The organism is Pedobacter soli, assembly GCF_900101435.1.
In the GTDB taxonomy this organism is placed as follows: domain Bacteria; phylum Bacteroidota; class Bacteroidia; order Sphingobacteriales; family Sphingobacteriaceae; genus Pedobacter; species Pedobacter soli.
Window position 1 is genome coordinate 542,603 of record NZ_FMZH01000002.1, and the last position, 21,437, is coordinate 564,039.

Genomic DNA, 21,437 nt, shown 5'->3' on the forward strand with positions numbered 1-21,437 from the left:
ATGATGTGTGATAAGCAATGTCGAGATCGGGCGGCTGTAAGTTAAACGGCAAATAATTAAGTGCATATCTCTAAATTATTGATACTTTAGGGAAACTAAATTAAAATCTAAATGCGCCACCTCTCCAAATACTTCCTGCTATTTTTCTCGTTTTTATTTTTTTGCTTAAGTAATGTTTTTGCCCAAAAGGTAATTAAGGGTCGTGTGCTTAACGCAGGTAATAAAGGTCTCGAATCAGTGTCTATCTATCATCATCAGATATTGATTGCGTTAACCGATAATGAGGGTAATTTTAGTGTTAAAATCGATTCGCTAGGCAAAGGTCAGTTGCTTTCTTTTAGTTCTGTGGGCTATGAGAACCACTCAGTGAGGGTTGATGAAAGTACAGCTAACGCCGATTTTATAGTTAAATTAAAAGATAAATATATTAGGCTAAACGATGTAGAAATCTACTCACCAACTTTTGTGCAAACTTTGATTAAAAACGCTGTAGCTCACCTGGGCGATACTGGTGTAGTAAGCAAAAATCTGATTTGCAGGCAATACCTGGTCAGAGATGGAAAATACAAAACCTTTGCCGAAGGTGTTTTTGATCTACATACCGATGAGTATAAAAATGACATACGCTTACAATTAAACGGATTAAGAAGACTCGATAAATTAAGGGGAGGCACTTCAGGTAATTTTCAGGTTAACTACGCGGTTGACTTAAGGGTTGAACTTAAGTGTTATTTTGTAACCAACTTAAACGATAATCTTTTAAATGAAGATAACGAATATGAAATTGAAGGTCAGGTAGAATATGAAGGTGTAAAGTGCTATAAAATTTATTTCAATAAAGTCAAAAATCTGGCGTACAGGAGCCGTAATGGCTGGGTGTATATTACTGTCGACGGACACTTGATCAAAGGTATGGAAAGTAATGTGGCAACCATTAATAAAAGCATGATTTGGATAAACAGGCAAAATTATGATCTGAAAAATGGCCAGTCGTACCTGGCTTCTACCTATTTAAAATGTAATGTAGTGGCCGGATTATTCTCAATGGGAGAGCCCTCGGCAGAAATGGAACTTATTTTTTTAGATGATATTGATCCCTTGCAGAAGAACAGCAATAATTTCTCAACAGTTAAATTAAGGCAGGATTTTTATAAATACCCAAAGAAAAATGACGCAGAATTTTGGCAGGCACTGTACCAAAGGCACCATTTAAGCATTCCGGCAATTATTGTTGAAACCTATAAATCAGATAAACCTATTGAATTGCAGTTTTAGTTATTACTTCTTTAGCGGTTGGTGTCTGCACCCCACCACATTAATCATGCAATAAGCTTATCTGTCACTCCGTTCTTCCATATTCAAATCCGTATCGAATGGGCTTTTGGTAAAAGGATAAATGGTTTGTTTCACAAATCCTTTCGGGTAGGCCGCTTCATGCACACCTGTTCCGGCTGGCCATTCTTTTCCGGGTAAATAATAGGTGCCAAAAATCATGTCAATAAATGGAAATATCGAAGCGAAGTTATGCCCATAATATTTGGGGTCTTCGCAATGGTGCCAGTGGTGGTATTGCGGTGTGGTGAAGATATATTTGAGCGGACCAAAATTAATGCGCGTATTGGCGTGAATTAAAACCGCGTGAATGGCAATAAAAATGATGTAAACATTAAACACAGTTGACGAAAAACCCAGGATATACAAAGGGATGAAAGTCATGGCACGGGTAAAAAAGATATCGATAAAGTGTGTGCGGCTTCCGGCAAGCCAATCCATGTTCTGGGTAGAGTGGTGAATAGAATGAAAACGCCACAAAGCTACTTTAGTATGGAAAAAACGGTGCGCCCAATACTGGAAAAGATCGGTACTGAAGAACGCCAGGAACAAGGCCAGGGCAAATGGCAGGCTTTGCACCCAGGTATGGATTTTATCTAAACCCATCCAGCCAAAAAACAACACCGCAGGTTTTTGCGTAACAATACCAAAAAACTGGATAAATAAATGGCTGACTACAAAATAGGTTAGATCGGTACGCCACTCTTCGTGGAATTTAGTCTGGTTGGTGTTTTTTGGGAAAAACAATTCCAATGGAACAAAAATAGCCACCATTAACAGTAAATCCAAAATCATCCAGTCTAGGCCAAAATGCCAGTTTGATTTGGCAACATCCCGGCCTTCAACAGTCACGGCACCCAATAATACAGCAAAAGCAGCCAGTAAAAAACCAGGCCAGGCCCACTTTAGTTTTTTGCTTAAAACGATACTTAGTGCCGAAAAGAAGAAAGCCGCAATTACCCCGCCCAGCATCATAACTTCGACACTGTCTTTGGTGTAAATTTCTCGGAATTCGGGGGTTGTCAATTTCTCGGGATAATGAAAACAAAGGATGCCGAGTAAAGCCAAAACGGCTAAAAATATAGAAATGTAGCCGCTAATCTGACCTTGACCAACTACTAAGCGTTTATTTGGAGACATTTATTTATGTTTTGATAGAACAACAAGTATAAAAATAAAATTCAGGCTTATCAATTTAAATCACACCTGTGTTCAAAAATGGGTGAGATTTGGCAAACATTTTTAACCACCACAGGTTCATTTAGCAGGCATTGCCAAAAGCAATGCAGTTCTTTTTTAAATAATCAGTATTTTTGAAAACACGACACTATGCTAGTTAATTATTTACGTCTTCTGCTGCTTCCTTTTTCATGGGTTTATGCTATGGCCGTTATACTCCGGAAAAAGCTTTATGATTGGGGCATTATGCGGAGTGTATCGTTCAATTTGCCAATAATTTGTGTAGGCAACCTGGCTGTTGGCGGCTCCGGAAAAACGCCAACAACCGAATATTTAATAAGGCTGCTGGATGGTTATAACGTGGCTATTTTAAGCAGGGGCTATGGGCGTAAAACGAAAGGTTTTATTCTGGCTGATCACCGCGCTACAGCCGAAACCATTGGCGATGAACCTTTACAATATTACCAAAAATTTAAGCAGGTTACCGTAGCAGTGTGTGAAGATCGCGTGGCAGGAGTAAGGCAGTTGCAAAATAACCACGATGTTATTATTCTGGATGATGCTTTTCAACATCGCGCCATTAAAGCGGGTTTTAATATCTTGCTTTTTGAGTTCAGGAAACTGGGCACCCTACAGTTTTTGCTGCCTGCAGGGAATTTAAGGGATGTTTTCGCTTCGCGCAAAAGAGCCGATGTGCTTTTGGTTACCAAATCTCCGGTGCCCTTTTTACATGTTGCCCAGCAAGCATCGATAAACGAATTACAACCCGATAATAACCAGCCTGTGCTGCATGCTTATTTAAAATATGGCCAGTTACAGCACCTGTACCACGAAGAAATCATGCCGCTTGAATCGATTAAAGATTTTGAAGTTTTTCTGCTTACCGGTATTGCCAATCCCGAACCTTTGATCGAAGAACTGCAAAAATACACACAGACTATCAAGCATCAAGCATTTCGCGATCATTACGCTTTTAAGCAAGCCGATATCAGCAAGTTAAAAACAGCTTTTGTGGCTGTGACAAAAAAAGAAAAAATCATCATCACAACAGAAAAGGATAGCAAACGTTTAAGAGCTACCGGATTTGAGGATTTACTGGTAAATTTACCTGTATATTATTTACCCATCGAGGTTGAATTATTTGAAGAAGATAAGATTACCTTTGACGAACTCATTTTAAATTATGTTAAGAGCAATAGAAGAAACCGTTGAATATATAAAACGTAAAACAGAGAACTTTAAACCCGAAATTGGCATTGTTTTAGGCACTGGCTTAGGCGGATTGGTAAAAGATATTGAGGTAGAGCACCAGCTCATGTATTCCAATATCCCTAATTTTCCGATTTCTACTTTAGAGTTTCACAGCGGTAAACTCATTTTTGGTACCTTAAACGGAAAGAAAATTGTAGCCATGCAAGGTCGCCTGCATTATTACGAAGGCTACAGCATGCAGCAAATTACTTTTCCTGTGCGTGTAATGAAAGGATTAGGGATCGAAAACCTGATTGTTTCGAATGCTGCGGGCTCTTTAAACCCCGAGTTTAAAAAGGGCGATTTGATGATTATTGAAGATCACATTAACCTGCAGCCAGATAACCCGCTAAGGGGTTTGATCGAAAGCGAACTGGGGCCACGTTTTCCAGACATGAGCCAGCCGTATAAGCGCGCCATCATTGCTAAAGCTCTAGAAATTGCCAAAGATGTAGATGTTAAATGCCATAAAGGTGTTTATGTAGCCGTTTCTGGCCCTAATTTAGAAACCAAGGCCGAATATAAGTACCTGCGTTTAATTGGTGCCGATGCCGTAGGAATGAGCACAGTGCCCGAAGTAATCGTGGCCAACCATGCCGGCTTACCCGTATTTGCCATTTCGGTATTAACCGACGAAGGTTTCCCTGAAGATTTACAACCTTTTAACTTAGACGAAATTTTAGAGGCTGCAGCTAAAGCCGAGCCTAAAATGACCGAAATTTTAACCCGCTTAATTGCCGAACTGTAAAATGCGTAATATTGTTCAGATCTGTTTTTTGATTGTAGTGCTTTTGGGCATCAATAAAGCTTTTGCACAAGATTTAAAAACGAGCGTAGGTACCAATAAAGAACTTGATTCGGTTAGGAAAAAGCTGGATGGGGGTAACGATACGGTAGTTTTTACAGCGAAATATATTCGTTTTACCAAGCTTTCTTTAACTAAAGATAGCATTGTCCTGTTGCCATTGGATACATCAACGGTAAACATTCAGAATTACAGTCCGCTTTTACAGCCCACCCACCCAACCATTAGCAATGGTAACATGGGGCTTGCTGCCCGACCGCTGCTTTTTGAGCCCAGCAAGCGCATAGGTTTCGATGCAGGTTTCCATTCGCTCGATTACTACGCCTTAACTCCCGAAGATATCATCTACTATCAGGCCCGGACGCCCTTTACCAGCCTGTATTTTGTAAGTGCCGGACAGAAAGAACAGCTTTTCAGGGCTATTCATACACAAAATATTAAGCGCAACTGGAATGTGGGTGTAAACTTTAACCGCGCCGATTCGAAAGGGTTTTATGCCAGGCAACGGGGCGATAACTTAAATGTGGCCGTATTCTCCTGGTACCAATCGCCAAGCAAACGCTATAACATGTGGGCTTCGGCAATTTTTAATAACATGCGTGCTTATGAAAACGGATCGGTAACTTCTGCCAATCAGATATTTAATCCCGATTATGCAACAATCAGCAGGGAGGCCGAGCCGGTAAATCTTTCAGCATCGCGAAATATTTACAAGAAAAACACCTTGTTTTTAAAGCAGACCTATTATGTTGGCCGCATCGATACCTCTGCCAATGCCAATAATGCTGTTTTACCCACCAACAAGGTTACCCACACTTTTGAATACAATAACAATACCTACGATTTTTTAAAAAATGAAAGTGACATAAATAATGTGTTGCCCCCTGGAATTGCCAGCACTACTTTTACCAACGATTCGACCCGTGTGCTGCACATTAAAAATGAGTTTATTTACAGCTTCTTTTTAAGACCTAAAAACTCATCGGTAATTAAAAATGAGCTAAAGGTTGATGCAGGGATCAGGCACGAATATTTCAAGCATGAATTTTTGGGGCTTAAACTGGATGGTACCAGCTATGAGCAAAGCCGTGCCTACTATCAGAACATTACCGTTTTGGGTGCTGCGGGCTATCGTTTCTCAACCAACGTCGATTTTAATTTAGATTTACAGCAAATTCTGCAGGGCGAAAATGCAGGCGATTATCTGTATGAAGCCAAAAGTAAAATCCTTTTGGGTAAAACCATTGGCCGCATAGAGCTGGGGGCTTATGCACAAAACCAAAGCCCAGCTGCGATTTACGATTATTACCACGGAAACCACTACAAATGGACGAATAACGATTTTAAAAATACTAAAATCCTGAACCTGTCTTTCAACTACATTAACGATAAATACGACCTTATTGCCGGTGCAAGATATTTCTTAACCAGTAATTACCTGTATTTTGGTGCCGATCACAGTAACGGAACAACTGCTATCCTACCTAAACAGGCTACTGCCGATATCAGTTTAATCAGAATTGATGTATCAAAGAAATGGCGTTTTGGTAAATTCGCATTAGAGAATTATATAGCCTACCAAAAAACAGATAAAAACGCTGTTTTAAGAACGCCTGAAATTTATACTTATAACAGTATTTATTTCAATAATACCTTTTTTAAGGTACTGAAAGCAAATATTGGCTTTGATGTAAGGTATAATTCTGAGTATGCCAATTATTTATATTCGCCGGCTACTGCGCAATTTTATATTGATGAAGCTAATCCGGTTAATTTGCCATCAAAGCCTATTGTGGATGTCTTTTTTAAGGCCAATTTACGGCGGGCTAATATTTTTGTTAAATACGATTTCGTAAATCAAGGTCTTTTCCAAAAAGGGTATTTTACCGTAAATCGTTACCCCATGCAGGATGCCTTATTGAAATTTGGTGTAAGCTGGAACTTTTACGATTAGGCAACCCGATCAAAAAGCATAAAAAAAACCTTCCCGACATTACATCGGGAAGGTTTTTTGTTTTTCATAGGTATTTTTTTATTGCTTAGAAAGAATAACCTACCGTAAATCCAAGCACACGGTTGGTAAATTTATTGCTGTTAGCCTGTCTGTCTTTTGGAGTCAGATCAGATAAACCTAAACCATAGTTAGCACCTACCAAGAAACCTGATGAAGTACGATAAGCTAAGCCAAAGTTTGCTCCGAAATCTGTAGTGCTCTGATCTTTATCATTTGCGCTACCGAAGCTTAAATCCCTGTCATTACTGCTGGTACTGGTTACACTCGAATTGGTGTTGTTATTTACCGTGGTAGTGGTGGTATTTCCTTTGTTTTTACCAGAAATATTAAATCCGATGTAAGGACCTGCACTGATTTGCACTGCACCAGCATCGCCGGTTGGAATATTAAATACCGCATTAACCGGTACTTCAATAGCCATTACATTTGTTTTTACGGATGAAGTAGTAGTTGTAGTAGTAGATCCTACAGTTGCACTACTGGTGCCTTCAAATTTAACCCCTTTGTTTTGCAACGAAATTCCAGGCTGGATAAAGAAGTTATTGGCCACACCAAAATCTCCGAAAGCAGTAACGTTATAACCAACATTGTTTTTAGCATTGTCATTGTAGAGAGATTCATTATCTCCACTTGAATGAATTTTAGCTAAGTTAACTCCGGCTTTAATACCGAACCTTGAAGTTGTACCCGTAGTTGATTGTGCGAAAGCACCAGTTGCCAATAAAATAACCGATGCACTTAATAATAACTTTTTCATAATATTTTTCTTTTAGAAAGATCTTGTTTAAAAAATCAGGCTTTTTACCTGTTGTTAATTACTAACCTCATTTCCAAAAGCTGTGCCAAAGTATCAAGTGTGTTACAATTCGGTTTGTAAGGTGTTGGTTTACAGTATGGTATTTGTGATGATTTGGTATAATTACGGTATTGCGCTACGCAAAGGAATTTTGTTCCCTATTGTATACAGAATAGGAATACGGGGCATAAAGCAAGTAGTTTAAAGCCCGAATTGGATAATGCCAGAATTGCTTATTGCAGAAATTATGTTTTTTGCGGTTTCTTTTTAGCCGCAGGAAAAAGTACGTTGTTTAAAATAAGGCGGTATCCGGGCGAGTTGGGGTGCAGATTTAAATCGGTTGGCGGATCGCCTACAGCATGCTGGTAATCTTCCGGATCATGGCCACCATAAAAGGTAAACTGGCCTTTTCCAATTTCGCCATGCAGGTAGCGAACCTCTGCAGCACCTTTATTTTCGCCTAAAACGGTTACACTTGTTTTAACCAGACTTTTCTTAAAGGCAGTGGTTTGTCCCATAAATCCCTTAATTACCTTGTCGTGGTCTTGAGTAAGCATGGTGGGCACCAAATCCCATTTGGCCGAAAAATCGAAGAGGGTAAAATAATCGTTGGTTTGATTTAGCGTGCGCGTTTGGGTAACATCAATGTCCGAAAATTCATAATTCATCGGGTTGTTGTCGAGCCTGAAATTCTGAAAAGCCAATGCCTTGTTAAAATCAAGTTTCGATTGCGCATTTGGGTCGGCGGCATCACCATCAAACATCTGGGCACAAATATCCACCCCTTCGGCGGCAAGTGCAATATCAAAACTATCGGTACCCGAGCACATGGCAAAAAGGAAACCACCGCCGGCACAATACTCTTTAATGTGTTTGGCTACGGCCAGTTTCATTTCCGATACCTTTTTATAGCCCATCCGTTTAGCTAAAGCCTCCTGGTTTTTTACATCTTCCTGGTACCAGGTGGCATACCTGAAATTGGCCCAAAAACGGCCATACTGACCTGTAAAATCTTCGTGATGCAGGTGCAGCCAATCATATTTGCTCAGTTTATCCTGCAAAATATCATCATCGTATATTACATCGTAGGGTATTTCGGCATAAGTTAAAACCAGGGTAACAGCATCATCCCAGGGTAATTTACTTTTGGGCGAGTAAACGGCAATTTTTGGGGTTTTCTCCAGTTTTACCATTTCCATATTAACTGATGGATCGCTGATTTCATTTAACAGACTCACCACCTTGCCATCGGCCATTACCTCGTAAGATACGCCTCTGATTTTTAGTTCATCCTCTACAGCTTTATTGTATTTGATCAGAAAACTGCCTCCACGGTAATTTAAAAGCCAATCTACTTCAACTTGTTTGCTAATGGTCCAATAAGCTATACCATACGCTTTAAGGTGGTTCTTCTGGTCTTCATCCATGTAAATTAACAACGATGAAGCCTTAAGCCCCGTAGCGAAGAGCAGACAGATGAGGAGGATATAATATTTCTTTGCCAAAACCGAATTACTTAAAATACTAAAATACCTCATTTATACTGGATAGAAAAATTTAATGGTGTTATAAGTTATACAATTTTGTTATTTTTGCCCTCTACTTAAAAAACTTCGTGCTTTTAAGTGGACAGATTTATAAAAATTAGTACCGATATTAAGATGAGTAAAGCAATAATAAAAACAGAAAAAGGCGAAATGACCGTAGAATTCTACGATAACGATGCGCCAAAAGCCGTTGCAAACTTTAAAAAATTAGCTAAAGAAGGCTTTTATGATGGAGTAACTTTTCACCGTGTAATTCCAAACTTTGTGGTTCAGGGTGGTTGTCCGAATTCAAAAGACCCTGCTACTGCACATTTAGCTGGTACTGGTGGTCCGGGTTACAAAATTGATTGCGAATTAGATGGCGATAACCAATATCACGATCGTGGTGTTTTATCAATGGCACACGCTGGCCGCAATACCGGTGGTTCACAGTTTTTTATCTGCCACAGCAGAACAAACACTGCACACCTAGATCGCAACCACACTTGTTTTGGTAAAGTTATCGAAAATGTAGATCTTGTTGATGATATCCGTCAGGGCGATAAGATTGTAAACATTGAAGTTTTAGAAGATTAAGAAAGCAAAGCGCCAAGTGCTTTGGGCATAGCGCTCTCTGCACTTCGCACCAAGCAAAATATTAACGCGTTAAGCGTTTGGTCTGAAGTTTTGTAACGCTACACGCCAACCGCTGGCCGCTTAACACATACACATATGAACTTAAGAGGAATTGTTGCCGTATCTGGCAGACCGGGTTTATTTAAACTGGTTGGACAAAATAAAGTAGGTTACATTTTAGAAAGCTTAGATGCGCAAAAAACTAAAATTGTAGCCAACATCACCAACACCAAATTAGCTTCGTTAGAAGATATTACGGTTTATGGTGAAGAAGAAGAAATTAAACTGGCTGATATTTTTGCCAAAATTTCGGCTAAAGGAAGCACACCTGATTTAAAAGGCGATTTACGTGCTTATTTTCTTGAAGTAGCCCCAGGCCACGATCAGGAGAAAGTTTATGCTTCGGATATGAAGAAAATTATTACCTGGTATAACTTGCTTAAAGATCTTCCTTTGTTTACAGAAGAAGCTCCTGAAACACCAGGAACAGCTGCAGAGGTTAAATTAGCTGAAGAAAAAACAGCTGATAAAAAAGTAAAAGCTACCGGTGCTAAGGCATCTGCCAGTGCAAAAGCAACTACTAAAACTTCGGCCCCGGCTAAAAAAGCAAATATGACCAGCAAAAAAGGCGTTTAAGCTTTTTATTGCAAAAGGATAAGAAACACCAGGCATTTTGTCTGGTGTTTTTTTATGCGCTTACCCGAAATACCAGATTAAACCACCGATAATCAGCGAAATAATAATGCTGATCCATAAGTATTTGTTGCTGCCGCCCTGGTTACTTTTGTACCTGTATTCCCGTTTATATTTATCTAGTAACATTGTTTCTTTTTATTTAATGATGATTTTTATTTCCTTTTTCCATATTCACCCACCTTTTCATCTTCCTTTAAGCGTGATGATAAGGCTCGCCCTTCAAAATACTAAATCCGCGGTAAAGTTGCTCTACAAAAAACAACCTGATCATCTGGTGCGAGAAAGTCATATCCGATAGCGAAATTAAACCATTTGCCCGCTTGTAAATACTCTCGTCGAATCCGTAAGGCCCGCCAATAATAAAGATTAAATGCTGAACACTGCCAATCATCTGTTTGTTTAAATAATTGGAAAACTCAACCGACGAGTATTTCTTCCCTTTCTCATCCAGCAAAATTACCATATCGCTATTGTTGATCTGTTTATGCAGCAGTTCGGCTTCTTTGGCTTTTTGTTGCGCCTCGCTCAGGTTTTTTACATTTTTTACATCAGGTATTGCCAAAAAACTGAAGTTAATGTAATGTTTTAAGCGGTTAATGTATTTATCAATCCCCTCTATTAAATATTTATCTTCGGTTTTGCCGATGGCGATGAGTGTAATCTTCATTTAATATTTTCCCTATCTTTAGAATTTCGAGATTCAAATATAATGTTAAAATTACAAGCGCAGATCATATCGGGTTACAGTGAAAAAATTAAGGCGGTTACTGATGGTATCAATCAGACCAAAAAATTAATCGACAAACTTTCTCTGGTACGGGTAGGTTTGTTCCTGGCCGAGATCTTATTTTTTGTTTTATTGGTGCGTTCTGCTGATGATGGCTTTCGAACCCTGATACAGATCGCCTTATTGTTACCTGTAATTGCTTTTGCTTATGTGGTACGTAAGCAAAGCAAGCTCGATCTCGAAATTGATTACAAAAAACAATTATTGTGGGTGTATCAGAACGAATGGAATGTTTTAAACGGTCAGGAGAACGGTTACGATCATGGTACAGCATTCGAGTCTGAAGCCCACCCATACACTTCTGATCTCGATATTTTTGGGAAAGCATCTTTATTTGCGCTTTTAAATCGCTGCAGTACCAAAAACGGTAACGATGTGCTGGCGAAAAAACTGGCCAATAAATCGACACGCGATAACATTTTAAGCCGGCAAGAAGCGGTAAAAGAAATAATCACTAAAATTGAGGAGACCTATAGTTTCAGGGCCAATTTGCATGGTTACGATCCCGATAAAATAGAGCAAATTAAACTACAGCTCAAACTGCAGCTGGGGCCACAACTGGAATTTGCGAAAGGTAAATTTTTGCGCTTTTATGTTAAGCTGGTACCCTTTGTTACTTTTGGTTTAATTTTGGCTGCCATTATCATCAGCAGTGCTTTTTGGAAAATACTGGCATTGGTGTTTGTCATCCACACCGGCTGGAATGTATTGCTTAGCGCAAAAATTAATAAGGTATTTTATAGTTTCGGTGGCAGTTCCGGCTTGTTAAATGGCTATGCCAGTGCCATTTTGTGGACAGAAAATCAAAACTGGAAAAGTGCTTACATTTTAGATTTATTTGATTCGCGTATTCCCGTAAGCCAGGAAATTAAAAGCCTGTCTAAAATTATCCAGAACTTTGATGCCCGCCTCAATATCCTGGTAGGAGGTATACTGAATGCACTTTTACTGTGGGATTTAAAATGCTGCATCAATCTTGATATTTGGTATAAATCTTCATCAAAAGATGTAATTGCTGCGTTGAACCACCTGGGCGATTTTGAAGAACTGATTTCACTGGCTACTACCGCTTATAACCAGCCAGATTGGATTTTCCCTGAAGTAATGGAGCAGTTTACCTTAAAAACCGAACAGATAGGCCACCCGCTTATCCGTCGCGAGTTAAGGGTAGATAATGATTTTCATGTAAACCAAAACCCAACGGTTGATATTGTAACCGGCTCGAATATGGCTGGTAAAAGTACTTTCCTGCGTACGCTGGGTATTAATATGGTTTTGGCCTATTCGGGTGCACCGGTTTGTGCCACCAACCTCCAGTTATCTGTTTTTTCGATTAACACCTACATGCGGATTAAAGATTCGTTGAACGAAAGCACCTCGACATTTAAAGCAGAGCTAAATCGCCTGAAAATGATTTTAGAAAATGTGGTGCGCGATAAAGATACTTTGGTATTGATTGATGAAATGCTGCGCGGAACCAACAGCCGTGATAAATATCTGGGTTCGAAAGTTTTTGTTGAAAAACTGATTGCCGAAAAAACACCAGCACTCTTTGCTACGCACGATTTACAGCTGGCAGATCTGATTAACGATTATCCAACTACGGTACGCAACTTCCATTTCGATATCCAGATTAGCCATGGCGAAATGAAATTTGACTACCTGCTGAAACAAGGCCCATGCAAAACCTTTAACGCGGCCATTTTACTCAAACAGATTGGGCTTACTTTAGATTAACGTGGTGTGATTTGCTAATTGTCTGTAGTTTAGTTGGTTATTCGTAATGATTCATTAATAACATCTGGGGCAGAAAAGTATAAATAACCGCTAACAGCATGATTAGCTAAACCTGTTATCACGGTATTGTTTGGGCGAAATTCCCATCACGTTCGAAAAAAGCCGGCTAAAATAGTAGGGATCGTTAATACCGATTTTCTGTGCAATTTCATTAATTCTCAGGTTGGTAAAAAGCAGGTATTGTGTTGTTTTCTGGATTTTGAGCTGGTTAAAATAATCAATAGGTGAGGTGCCGGTTTTCTTTTTAAAAATGGCCGATAAGTGTGAGGGGGAGAGGCAAACCGCCAGTGCCATTTCCTTCAAACTCATCATCTTTTCAATATTGTTGCGCATCAAATCGATGGTTTCTTCCACTTTATCCGGTACAAGCTCCCTATCGTTTGCAAGGTGTTTGTCGGCATAAATAAACTCGCCGATGTACTGATGAAAGCACAAATTGGCATAAATCATATGCTCACGGCTAAAGCCTCTTTCCAAACGGCTGTAAATGGTATTGAAAAGGGTATTCCTTTCTTCGCTAAAACCACCATAAGCTTTAGGGTTTTGCATTTGACTTACCAGCAGATCGGCCCCTGGGCCCGAAAAGTGAAACCAGTAAATTGTCCATGGTAAAACAGGATCGGCTTCGTAAACATGTTCCTTTTTTTTCGGAATAACGATAAAATTACCGGCTTCAACGGGATAATTAACCTGCTCCAGGCAAACGTTTCCCTTGCCTTCAAAACAATAAATCAGAATGTGCTGTTCGGCTCCGTTAATTCTTTTCCGGTAATGGTTCTGTGCTTTGGGGTAATATCCAATATTGGTAATATAAAGATTGTTGATAATCTCATTACCAATACATTGTTTAGCTAACACATTTCGCGGAACAATAATAGATTTTTGGTCCTCAAACCCATCTTTTTTTCTAATCGGTTGTTTTTTCATCAGGTATTTGAAGGCATTGATTTGGCTTTACAAAAGTAATATAATCCATCTTTTGCGCAAGTTAATGCATTTTTGTATTTTATATTTATATTGACCTTTGATTTAAAAGGGATTAGGCCCTTATTTATTTTAACCAGATATAAGTTCCCATAGTAATTTCAGCTATTTAAACGGCAGGCTTTACCGCGGATAAGTTTCTGTATTAAATACACACACAAATGTTATTGAAGAGGAAAATACTATTTGCATCAGCTTTTACGCTAATTGTGATCGGTTTAATTGCTTTTTCACTTTTTTCTGCTGAGAAAGCAATCGATTTTAATTCGCAGGTTAAGCCCATTCTCAATAAAAAGTGCATAGCCTGCCATGGTGGCGTTAAGCAACAGGGTGGTTTCAGCGTGCTGTTTAGAGAAGAGGCTTTGGCTAAAACCAAAAGTGGTAAACCAGCCATTATCCCCGGTAATCCGGAAGACAGCGAATTTATTAAACGCCTGAAATCTAACGATCCGGAAGAAAGGATGCCTTACAAACACCCTGCTTTAAATAGCGATGAAATTGACATACTGAGCGACTGGGTTAAGCAAGGAGCAAAATGGGGTAACCACTGGGCCTATATTAGTGTAAAACCAACTGAAGTGCCTGATGTAGATAATGACTGGGTACGCAATGATCTGGATAAATTTATTTTTGCCAAACTCGAAGAAAACAAGCTGAAACCAGCCAAAACTGCTGATAAGGCTACTTTACTCCGTAGAGTAAGTTTAGACCTGATTGGTACCTATCCGTCGGATAAACTGGCCAAATTTTACCTGAACAGCAAAGATGAAGAAAAAGCTTACAATATTTTGGTCGACAGCTTACTGGCCTCACCAAAATTTGGCGAACGCTGGGCTTCCATGTGGCTTGATGTTGCCCGCTATGCAGATACTAAAGGTTACGAAAGCGATCCAAACCGGAATATCTGGAGCTATCGCGATTGGGTAATTAAAGCATACAATGCAGATATGCCTTATGATAGGTTTATTACTGATCAGATTGCGGGCGATTTATTTCCCAATCCAACTGATGCACAATATATCGCTACTGCATTTAGCCGCAATACCCCAACTAATGATGAAGGCGGAACCAATAACGAAGAATTTAGAACTGCGGCGGTGCTGGATCGGGTAAATGCCACCTGGGAGGGATTGATGAGTACCACTTTTTCTTGCGTACAATGCCACAGCCATCCTTACGACCCTTTTAAGCATGATGAATATTATAAATTCATGTCCTACTTTAACAATACGAGAGATGAAGATGTATCGGCAGAATACCCTTTGCTTAAAAATTTTAACGACAGTCTGAAAAATGAACTCAATCAGCTAACCAGTTGGGTAAAAACGGTAGCCGGTAAAGAAAGGGCCGCTGAGGTTGAGTTGTTTTTAAAAACCGGACAGCCAGCCATTAACTCTACCACGGCCGATGAGCTGATGAATTCGGTAATTGGTAATCATAACATTGCGTTGTTCTTTAAAAATAGCTCATCGGCCAGGTTAAAATCGGTTAACCTCGAAGGTGTTGATGAACTGATATTGCGTTACAACTGCAGTAAGCCAGGTGGTACCATGAGCCTGCATTTGGGTTCACCCAATGGGCCTGAGCTTAAATCGTGGAAAGTGCCGCAAAGTCAGGGCTACCAAAATGTAACTGTCGATTTTCCTAAGCAAAGTGGGGTACACGATGTATATCTGAAATACAGCAATGCTTCGGTAAAAAATCCCGATGAGTTTATGGTTTACTTCGATTGGTTTTATTTTACCAAACAGTTTCCCGGAAAAGATAAACCAGAATATTTAGCCAGAAAGAAAACCTTTACCGATTTGATGGATGCACAGGTACCCACAACTCCTGTTATGGTCGAAAATCCACTAAGCATGAAGCGTAAAAACTATGTGTTCGAACGCGGAGCGTGGACTTCGAAAGGTAAAGAAGTAAAAGTAGGAGTACCTAATTCACTGGCTTTTGCCATGCCTAAAAATGCACCCGATAACAGAATGGGCCTTGCCATGTGGCTTACCGATAAACGAAATCCGCTGGTATCGAGAACCATGGTAAACCGCTTATGGGAGCAGTTGTACGGCGCGGGTTTAGTAGAAACCTTAGAAGATATGGGTACGCAGGGTATGGCACCCACCCATCAGGAATTACTCGATTTTATGGCTTATCAGTTTATGCACCAATACCACTGGAGTGTTAAAAAGATGCTCAAAGAAATGGTGATGATGGCTACCTATCGCCAGGATAGTAAAGTAACTGAAGAGCTAAAAGAAAAAGACCTTTTTAATAAGTTTTATGCCCGTGGTTCGCGGGTGAGGTTGAGTGCCGAACAGATCAGGGATCAGAGTTTATCTGTTTGTGGTGTATTAAGCAATAAAATGTATGGTCCGCCGGTAATGCCATGGCAACCCGAAGGGATATGGTTTTCGCCATACAACGGTGCAAAATGGCGCACCAGCGGAGGTGAAGATCAGTACCGTAGGGGCATATATACTTATTGGAAACGTACCGCACCATATCCATCAGCTATTGCTTTCGATGGCGCATCGAGAGTGGTTTGCAGCCCAAGGCGTATTCGCACCAATACGCCGTTGCAGGCTCTGGTAACCCTAAACGATAGCGTTTATATCGATATGGCCAGAAAACTAGCCTTGCGGATGGAAAAAATAGGCGGAAATACCAATGCAGCCAAAATTTCGAAAGGATATGAATTGATGTTGTATAAAACTATTCCGCAAAACAGGTTAAAAGTATTTGAAGAATTGTATGCAAAAGCTCTTCAGGCATTTAGAAAGAATGCAACAGATGCATCGGCATTTATGGGCGATAAGCAGAAGAAATTTAAACCAGAAGAAGCTGCGATGGTTTTAGTGGCCAATGCCATGTTAAACCTGGATGAGGTAGTTACCAAAAATTAAGTGACCGGTTATGACAAGAGACGAGCTAAACGCACACAGATTACTTAAAGAGGCACAAGAGGCCAATGCGAGACTGCATTCGAGACGACATTTTTTAAAAGAAAGCGCAATGGGTTTAGGGGCTTTAGCCATGGGTTCGCTGCTGGGTAGTTGTGGTAATCTTTTTTCCAGTCCGCAAACTAAAATTGCTTACGACCCCGCGCATCCGCTGTTGCCAAAATCGCCACCCATGATGGGCAAGGCCAAAAGTGTAATTTACCTGCACATGGCTGGCGCACCTTCGCAGTTAGAGTTATTCGATTTTAAACCCGAACTGATGAAAATGGATGGCCAGGATTGCCCGCCATCGTTGTTGGCAGGAAAGAAATTTGCTTTTATTACCGGTGTACCTAAAATGCTTGGGCCACAAGCCAACTTTGCCAAACATGGTCAGTCTGGTGCTTTGGTGAGCGATAACCTGCCGCATTTTTCTACCATGGTTGATGATGTTAGCTTTTTAAAAGCGGTAAAAACCGATCAGTTTAACCATGCGCCCGCGCAACTATTGGTGCATACCGGAACGCCACGTTTGGGCAGGCCAAGTATTGGTAGCTGGGTAACTTATGGTTTGGGTTCTGAAAATCAGAATTTGCCCGGTTATGTGGTGCTTACCAGTGGTGGCAGTTTCCCCGATGCCGGAAAAAGCGTTTGGGGCAGTGGATTCTTGCCTTCCGTTTATCAGGGCGTACAATGCCGGAGCGAGGGCGATCCGGTACTGTTTATTAAAGACCCCGATGGTATGAACCGCGATTTGAGGAAAGCCTCTATAGATGCCATCAATCAAGCCAACGAACAGCAATATCAGGAATATAACGACCCTGAAATTTTATCGCGGATAGCTCAATATGAAATGGCTTACCGTATGCAGATTTCGGCACCGGAAGTGATGAATATTAACGATGAACCAGCTTACATTCACGAAATGTATGGTACACAACCCGGAAAATCTTGTTTTGCCAATAACGTATTACTTGCACGTAAACTGGTAGAAAAAGGTGTACGCTACATTCAGCTGTTCGATTGGGGTTGGGATGCGCATGGCGATAATCCGAATAACTCACTCAACATCGGGCTTAAAAATAAATGCAGAAGTATCGACAGGCCAATTACAGCTTTGCTACTCGATTTAAAACAGCGGGGTCTTTTAGAAGAAACGCTGGTGGTTTGGGGCGGCGAATTTGGTCGTACGCCAATGATGGAAAACCGCAACGGGATACAAAATCCGTTTAAAGGCAGAGATCACCATACCGAAGCCTTTACCATCTGGATGGCCGGAGGCGGTATAAAAAAAGGCTTTACCCACGGCGAAACTGATGAAATTGGTTACAGTGCTATCAGTGGTAAGGTTGATGCTTTTGATATTCAGGCTACCATTTTAAACCAGCTGGGCTTTAACCACGAGCAATTTACCTATCCTTTCCAGGGGCGCCCGTTCAGGCTAACCGATGTAGGGGGGAAAGTGATTTCGGAGATTGTGGCCTAGGGCGTAACCAATTAACAATTTACAGTTAACAGTTAACAACTACCAATAATCAATAACCAATATTCAATAGGGCGATAACGAATGAACCAATGACTAATGAACTAGTGAACGAATAATAGATTACTTCACACTACGCACATACTCCAACCCTTCTGTTCGCAATGACGATGGGAGGGATAATGATCAATAAGCAATTTGCAGTTACCAGTTTTCAGTTGGCAATTAACAGTTTGTAAGTACCAATAATCAATAAGCAATTTGCAATGACTAATGAACTAATGACTAATGAACTGGTGAACGAATAAAAGTGAACCAATGAACAACTAAACAAATGAACCAATAAAATATGTCTCAAACCCGAAGAAAATTTTTACAAAATACGGCGGTTGTAACTGCAGCCTCATTTTTGGCGCCTATTAATAACATCCATGCAAGCGAAGCTACGCGCGTAAATGCAAAGGCAGGTTACCAGCTATTGTTTATGCAAACCGATTGGGGCTTTGCAGGTACAAGAGATGAATTTTGTGCTGCAGCCAAAAAAGAAGGTTATGATGGCATTGAGGTTTGGTGGCCAGGCGAAGCCAATGCTGTAAAAGAACTTTTCGATGCCGTAAAAAAGCATAAATTAGAAATAGGTTTTTTGTGTGCCGGATCGCAAACCAATATTAAAGAGCATTTAGCTTCTTTCAAAAGCAGCTTGGATGCCATTTGTGCAAACACCTATCAAAAGCCGGTGTATATCAATTGCCATTCGGGTAAAGATTATTTCAGTTACGAAGAAAATAAACAAATTATTGATTATGTAACCGCCAAAAGAAAATCTACAGGTCTTCCCATTTACCACGAAACGCACCGTGGCCGGATGATGTTTGCAGCGCCTATTGCTAGAAATTTTGCAGAAAAAAATCCGGAAGTAAGATTTACTTTAGATATTTCGCACTGGTGTAACGTACACGAAAGTTTACTGAGCGATCAGAAAGAAACTATCGACTTTATTTTAGAGAAAACAGATCATATCCATTCACGTGTTGGCCATCCTGAAGGACCACAGGTTAACGATCCGCGGGCACCCGAATGGACTAAAGTATTGGAAGCCCATTTGGCCTGGTGGGATAAGGTGATTGCGCGTAAAAAACAAAATGGAGAGCGTATGACCATACTAACCGAGTTTGGTCCGGCCGATTATATGCCTACCTTGCCCTATACCCGCCAACCTGTTGCCGATCAATGGGCAATTAATGTGCACATGATGAATTTATTAAGAAAGAGATACCAATAATTAAAAGATGCTAGAGTTTTTCGGTCGCTTTCACCCGGTTTTTGTACACCTTCCAATCGGGATCTTACTGCTTGCCTGTATTTGTATCATTTTGTCATTTAAGACGAAATTCGCCGGTTTAAGGCCTGCACTCCCCATCATGCTTTTGCTGGGCATGCTTAGCGCTGTTGTTTCCTGTCTTACCGGATATTTTTTGGCCAATGGCGGAGATTACGACGGCAAACTTGTGAGCAATCACCAATGGATGGGCATTAGTGTGGCAGTTTTATCACTCATTTTGCTAATTATTTACCGGAAGGTAAAATCTAACATGGTGCTGGGAAGCATTAGCGGCATTTTAATCATCCTGATTTCTATTACCGGGCATTTAGGTGGCTCTTTAACCCATGGCGCCGATTATTTAACTGCGCCCTTAAAATCAGATGGTGCAAAAGGTGGTGCAGCTATTCCACCTATTGCCAATGTGCAGGAAGCTTTTGTTTATCAGCATGCCATTCAACCACTTTTTAAAAGCCGTTGTTACAGCTGCCATGGAAGCGAAAAACAAAAAGGCAAATTAAGGCTCGATCAGGAAGTATTTATTTTGAAAGGTGGCGAAGACGGACATACACTGGTAAAGGGCAAAGCCGATGAAAGCGAACTGATTAAAAGGTTACTGCTGCCACTGACAGATGAAGACCACATGGCGCCAAAAGAGAAACCACAACTTACGCCCAACGAAATTACCTTATTAAAATGGTGGATTGATAATGGGGCAGATTTTAAAAAGAAATTTAAAGAATTGCCTCAACCCGAAATGATAAAACCTGTTTTGGCGGCATTGCAAAAAGGCGAAACGGTGGGTGGAGAAGTTAAAGCAAGCGAAATCCCGGTTGAAGAGGTAGATGCAGTTGATAGCAAAGTATTACAGCAATTTACCAATCTGGGCATTTCGGTTTTCCCCGTGGCCCAAAATACCAATTACCTATCTGCCAACTTTATCAATGCCACTTCGATGGGCAAAGAGGTTCAGGATTTAATCAAATTGATAAAAAAGCAGTTAATCTGGCTTAAATTAGAAAATGGAAAGGTTACCGATCAAACACTCGAAGTAATTAAAGATTGTAAAAACTTAACCCGGCTGAGCTTAAACTATACGGCCGTTACCGATGCCGGATTAGCGCAGCTTAAAGATTTAGATCAGCTGCAATCGCTCAGTCTCGTAGGTACAAAGATTACTTTAAGTGGCATTAATCAACTTAAGAAGCTCAAAAACCTGAAGTTTCTCTACTTGTACCAAACCAATGTAAACAAAGCCGATTTGTTGAAAATAAAGCAACTATTGCCTAAAGTAAGTTTAGATAGCGGTAATTATAAAGTACCCATGCTGGCACAAGATACAGCTGTGATTAAAGCCCCATAGTTATTTGATAACCTTGCCGGTTGAAAACCGGCAAAAAAGGTATCTCCGAGGTATTAAAAGGTACTTCTGACGTATTAAAAGGTACCTCCTGGGTATTAAAAGGTACCTCTGAGGTATTAAAAGGTACTTCTGAGGTATTAAAAGGTACCTCTGAGGTATTAAAAGGTACCTCCGGGGTATTAAAAGGTACTTCTGAGGTATTAAAAGGTAGCTCTGAGGTATTAAAAGGTACCTCCGGGGTATTAAAAGGTATCACCGAGGTATTAAAATGTACCTCTGAGGTATTAAAATGTATCTCTGAGGTATTAAAAGGTAGCTCTGAGGTATTAAAAGGTACCTCCGGGGTATTAAAAGGTATCTCCGAGGTATTAAAATGTACCTCTGAGGTATTAAAATGTATCTCTGAGGTATTAAAATGTATCTCTGAGGTATTAAAATGTATCTCTGAGGTATTAAAAGGTACCTCCGGGGTATTAAAAGGTAGCTCTGAGGTATTAAAAGGTGGGTTTATTCAATAAACTGTGTCACTGA

The 21,437-nt window shown here is 40.3% G+C and carries 18 protein-coding genes; 12 read left to right on the forward strand and 6 right to left on the reverse strand.

Going from position 1 to position 21,437, the window contains the following annotated elements; all coding sequences use genetic code 11:
• Nucleotides 1–111 precede the first annotated feature (111 nt).
• Entirely contained in the window at nt 112–1,275 is a 1,164-nt protein-coding gene (locus BLR37_RS06265; protein WP_090765963.1) for a carboxypeptidase-like regulatory domain-containing protein, read from the forward strand.
• 57 nt (nt 1,276–1,332) lie between these two features.
• On the opposite strand, the gene BLR37_RS06270 is transcribed toward BLR37_RS06265, so the two are convergent.
• Entirely contained in the window at nt 1,333–2,472 is a 1,140-nt protein-coding gene (locus tag BLR37_RS06270; protein WP_090765966.1) for a sterol desaturase family protein, read from the reverse strand.
• Nucleotides 2,473–2,661: 189 nt separating this feature from the next.
• Here BLR37_RS06270 and lpxK point away from each other — a divergent pair, with 189 nt between their 5' ends.
• From lpxK to BLR37_RS06285, 3 genes are read left to right on the forward strand one after another with little or no spacing between them, the layout of a single operon-like run.
• A complete protein-coding gene (gene lpxK / locus BLR37_RS06275) occupies nt 2,662–3,723 on the forward strand; it encodes a tetraacyldisaccharide 4'-kinase (RefSeq protein ID WP_090765968.1) in 1,062 nt (353 codons plus the stop codon).
• Entirely contained in the window at nt 3,695–4,510 is an 816-nt protein-coding gene (locus BLR37_RS06280) for a purine-nucleoside phosphorylase (protein WP_039475029.1), read from the forward strand. The genes lpxK and BLR37_RS06280 overlap by 29 nt, the downstream gene beginning before the upstream one ends.
• 1 nt (nt 4,511) lies before the next feature.
• Nucleotides 4,512–6,521 carry a putative porin gene (locus BLR37_RS06285; protein WP_244154607.1) on the forward strand — a complete coding sequence of 670 codons (2,010 nt, stop codon included), beginning with the start codon at nt 4,512–4,514 and terminating at the stop codon, nt 6,519–6,521.
• Between the two features lie 85 nt (nt 6,522–6,606).
• On the opposite strand, the gene BLR37_RS06290 is transcribed toward BLR37_RS06285, so the two are convergent.
• Nucleotides 6,607–7,338: an outer membrane beta-barrel protein gene (locus BLR37_RS06290; protein WP_090765971.1), complete on the reverse strand. Its 732-nt coding sequence runs from the start codon at nt 7,336–7,338 to the stop codon at nt 6,607–6,609.
• A 284-nt stretch (nt 7,339–7,622) separates the two neighbouring features.
• Nucleotides 7,623–8,804: an asparagine synthetase B gene (locus BLR37_RS06295; protein ID WP_090765973.1), complete on the reverse strand. Its 1,182-nt coding sequence runs from the start codon at nt 8,802–8,804 to the stop codon at nt 7,623–7,625.
• Between the two features lie 234 nt (nt 8,805–9,038).
• Between BLR37_RS06295 and BLR37_RS06300 the strand changes: the two genes are divergently transcribed.
• Together BLR37_RS06300 and BLR37_RS06305 are read left to right on the forward strand one after the other, a co-directional pair.
• Nucleotides 9,039–9,500 (forward strand): peptidylprolyl isomerase, encoded by a 462-nt coding sequence (locus tag BLR37_RS06300; protein ID WP_039475018.1) that lies wholly within the window; start codon nt 9,039–9,041, stop codon nt 9,498–9,500.
• A gap of 135 nt (nt 9,501–9,635) precedes the next feature.
• Nucleotides 9,636–10,175: a DUF5606 family protein gene (locus tag BLR37_RS06305; protein ID WP_039475015.1), complete on the forward strand. Its 540-nt coding sequence runs from the start codon at nt 9,636–9,638 to the stop codon at nt 10,173–10,175.
• A gap of 60 nt (nt 10,176–10,235) precedes the next feature.
• On the opposite strand, the gene BLR37_RS25645 is transcribed toward BLR37_RS06305, so the two are convergent.
• Together BLR37_RS25645 and rlmH are read right to left on the reverse strand one after the other, a co-directional pair.
• The gene (locus BLR37_RS25645; RefSeq protein ID WP_279615730.1) at nt 10,236–10,361 is read right to left on the reverse strand and encodes a hypothetical protein; all 126 of its coding nucleotides are present in this window, start codon (nt 10,359–10,361) and stop codon (nt 10,236–10,238) included.
• A gap of 67 nt (nt 10,362–10,428) precedes the next feature.
• The gene (gene rlmH, locus BLR37_RS06310; protein ID WP_090765976.1) at nt 10,429–10,902 is read right to left on the reverse strand and encodes a 23S rRNA (pseudouridine(1915)-N(3))-methyltransferase RlmH; all 474 of its coding nucleotides are present in this window, start codon (nt 10,900–10,902) and stop codon (nt 10,429–10,431) included.
• Between the two features lie 42 nt (nt 10,903–10,944).
• On the opposite strand from rlmH, the gene BLR37_RS06315 reads away from it, so the two are divergent.
• Nucleotides 10,945–12,759, forward strand: a complete 1,815-nt coding sequence (locus BLR37_RS06315) for a MutS-related protein (RefSeq protein ID WP_090765979.1) — start codon at nt 10,945–10,947, stop codon at nt 12,757–12,759.
• 102 nt (nt 12,760–12,861) lie between these two features.
• On the opposite strand, the gene BLR37_RS06320 is transcribed toward BLR37_RS06315, so the two are convergent.
• Complete coding sequence (locus BLR37_RS06320; RefSeq protein WP_090765982.1) at nt 12,862–13,746, reverse strand: AraC family transcriptional regulator; 885 nt, start codon at nt 13,744–13,746, stop codon at nt 12,862–12,864.
• Nucleotides 13,747–13,964: 218 nt separating this feature from the next.
• On the opposite strand from BLR37_RS06320, the gene BLR37_RS06325 reads away from it, so the two are divergent.
• The 5 genes from BLR37_RS06325 (at nt 13,965) to BLR37_RS06345 (ending at nt 21,424) form a co-directional block, all read left to right on the forward strand.
• A complete protein-coding gene (locus BLR37_RS06325) occupies nt 13,965–16,703 on the forward strand; it encodes a DUF1553 domain-containing protein (protein ID WP_090765987.1) in 2,739 nt (912 codons plus the stop codon).
• Nucleotides 16,704–16,713: 10 nt separating this feature from the next.
• The gene (locus tag BLR37_RS06330) at nt 16,714–18,225 is read left to right on the forward strand and encodes a DUF1501 domain-containing protein (RefSeq protein ID WP_039474997.1); all 1,512 of its coding nucleotides are present in this window, start codon (nt 16,714–16,716) and stop codon (nt 18,223–18,225) included.
• Between the two features lie 346 nt (nt 18,226–18,571).
• A complete protein-coding gene (locus BLR37_RS06335) occupies nt 18,572–19,504 on the forward strand; it encodes a sugar phosphate isomerase/epimerase family protein (RefSeq protein WP_090765990.1) in 933 nt (310 codons plus the stop codon).
• A 7-nt stretch (nt 19,505–19,511) separates the two neighbouring features.
• Nucleotides 19,512–20,906 carry a c-type cytochrome domain-containing protein gene (locus BLR37_RS06340; protein WP_090765992.1) on the forward strand — a complete coding sequence of 465 codons (1,395 nt, stop codon included), beginning with the start codon at nt 19,512–19,514 and terminating at the stop codon, nt 20,904–20,906.
• Nucleotides 20,907–20,926: 20 nt separating this feature from the next.
• Complete coding sequence (locus BLR37_RS06345) at nt 20,927–21,424, forward strand: hypothetical protein (RefSeq protein ID WP_090765995.1); 498 nt, start codon at nt 20,927–20,929, stop codon at nt 21,422–21,424.
• Nucleotides 21,425–21,437 lie beyond the last annotated feature (13 nt).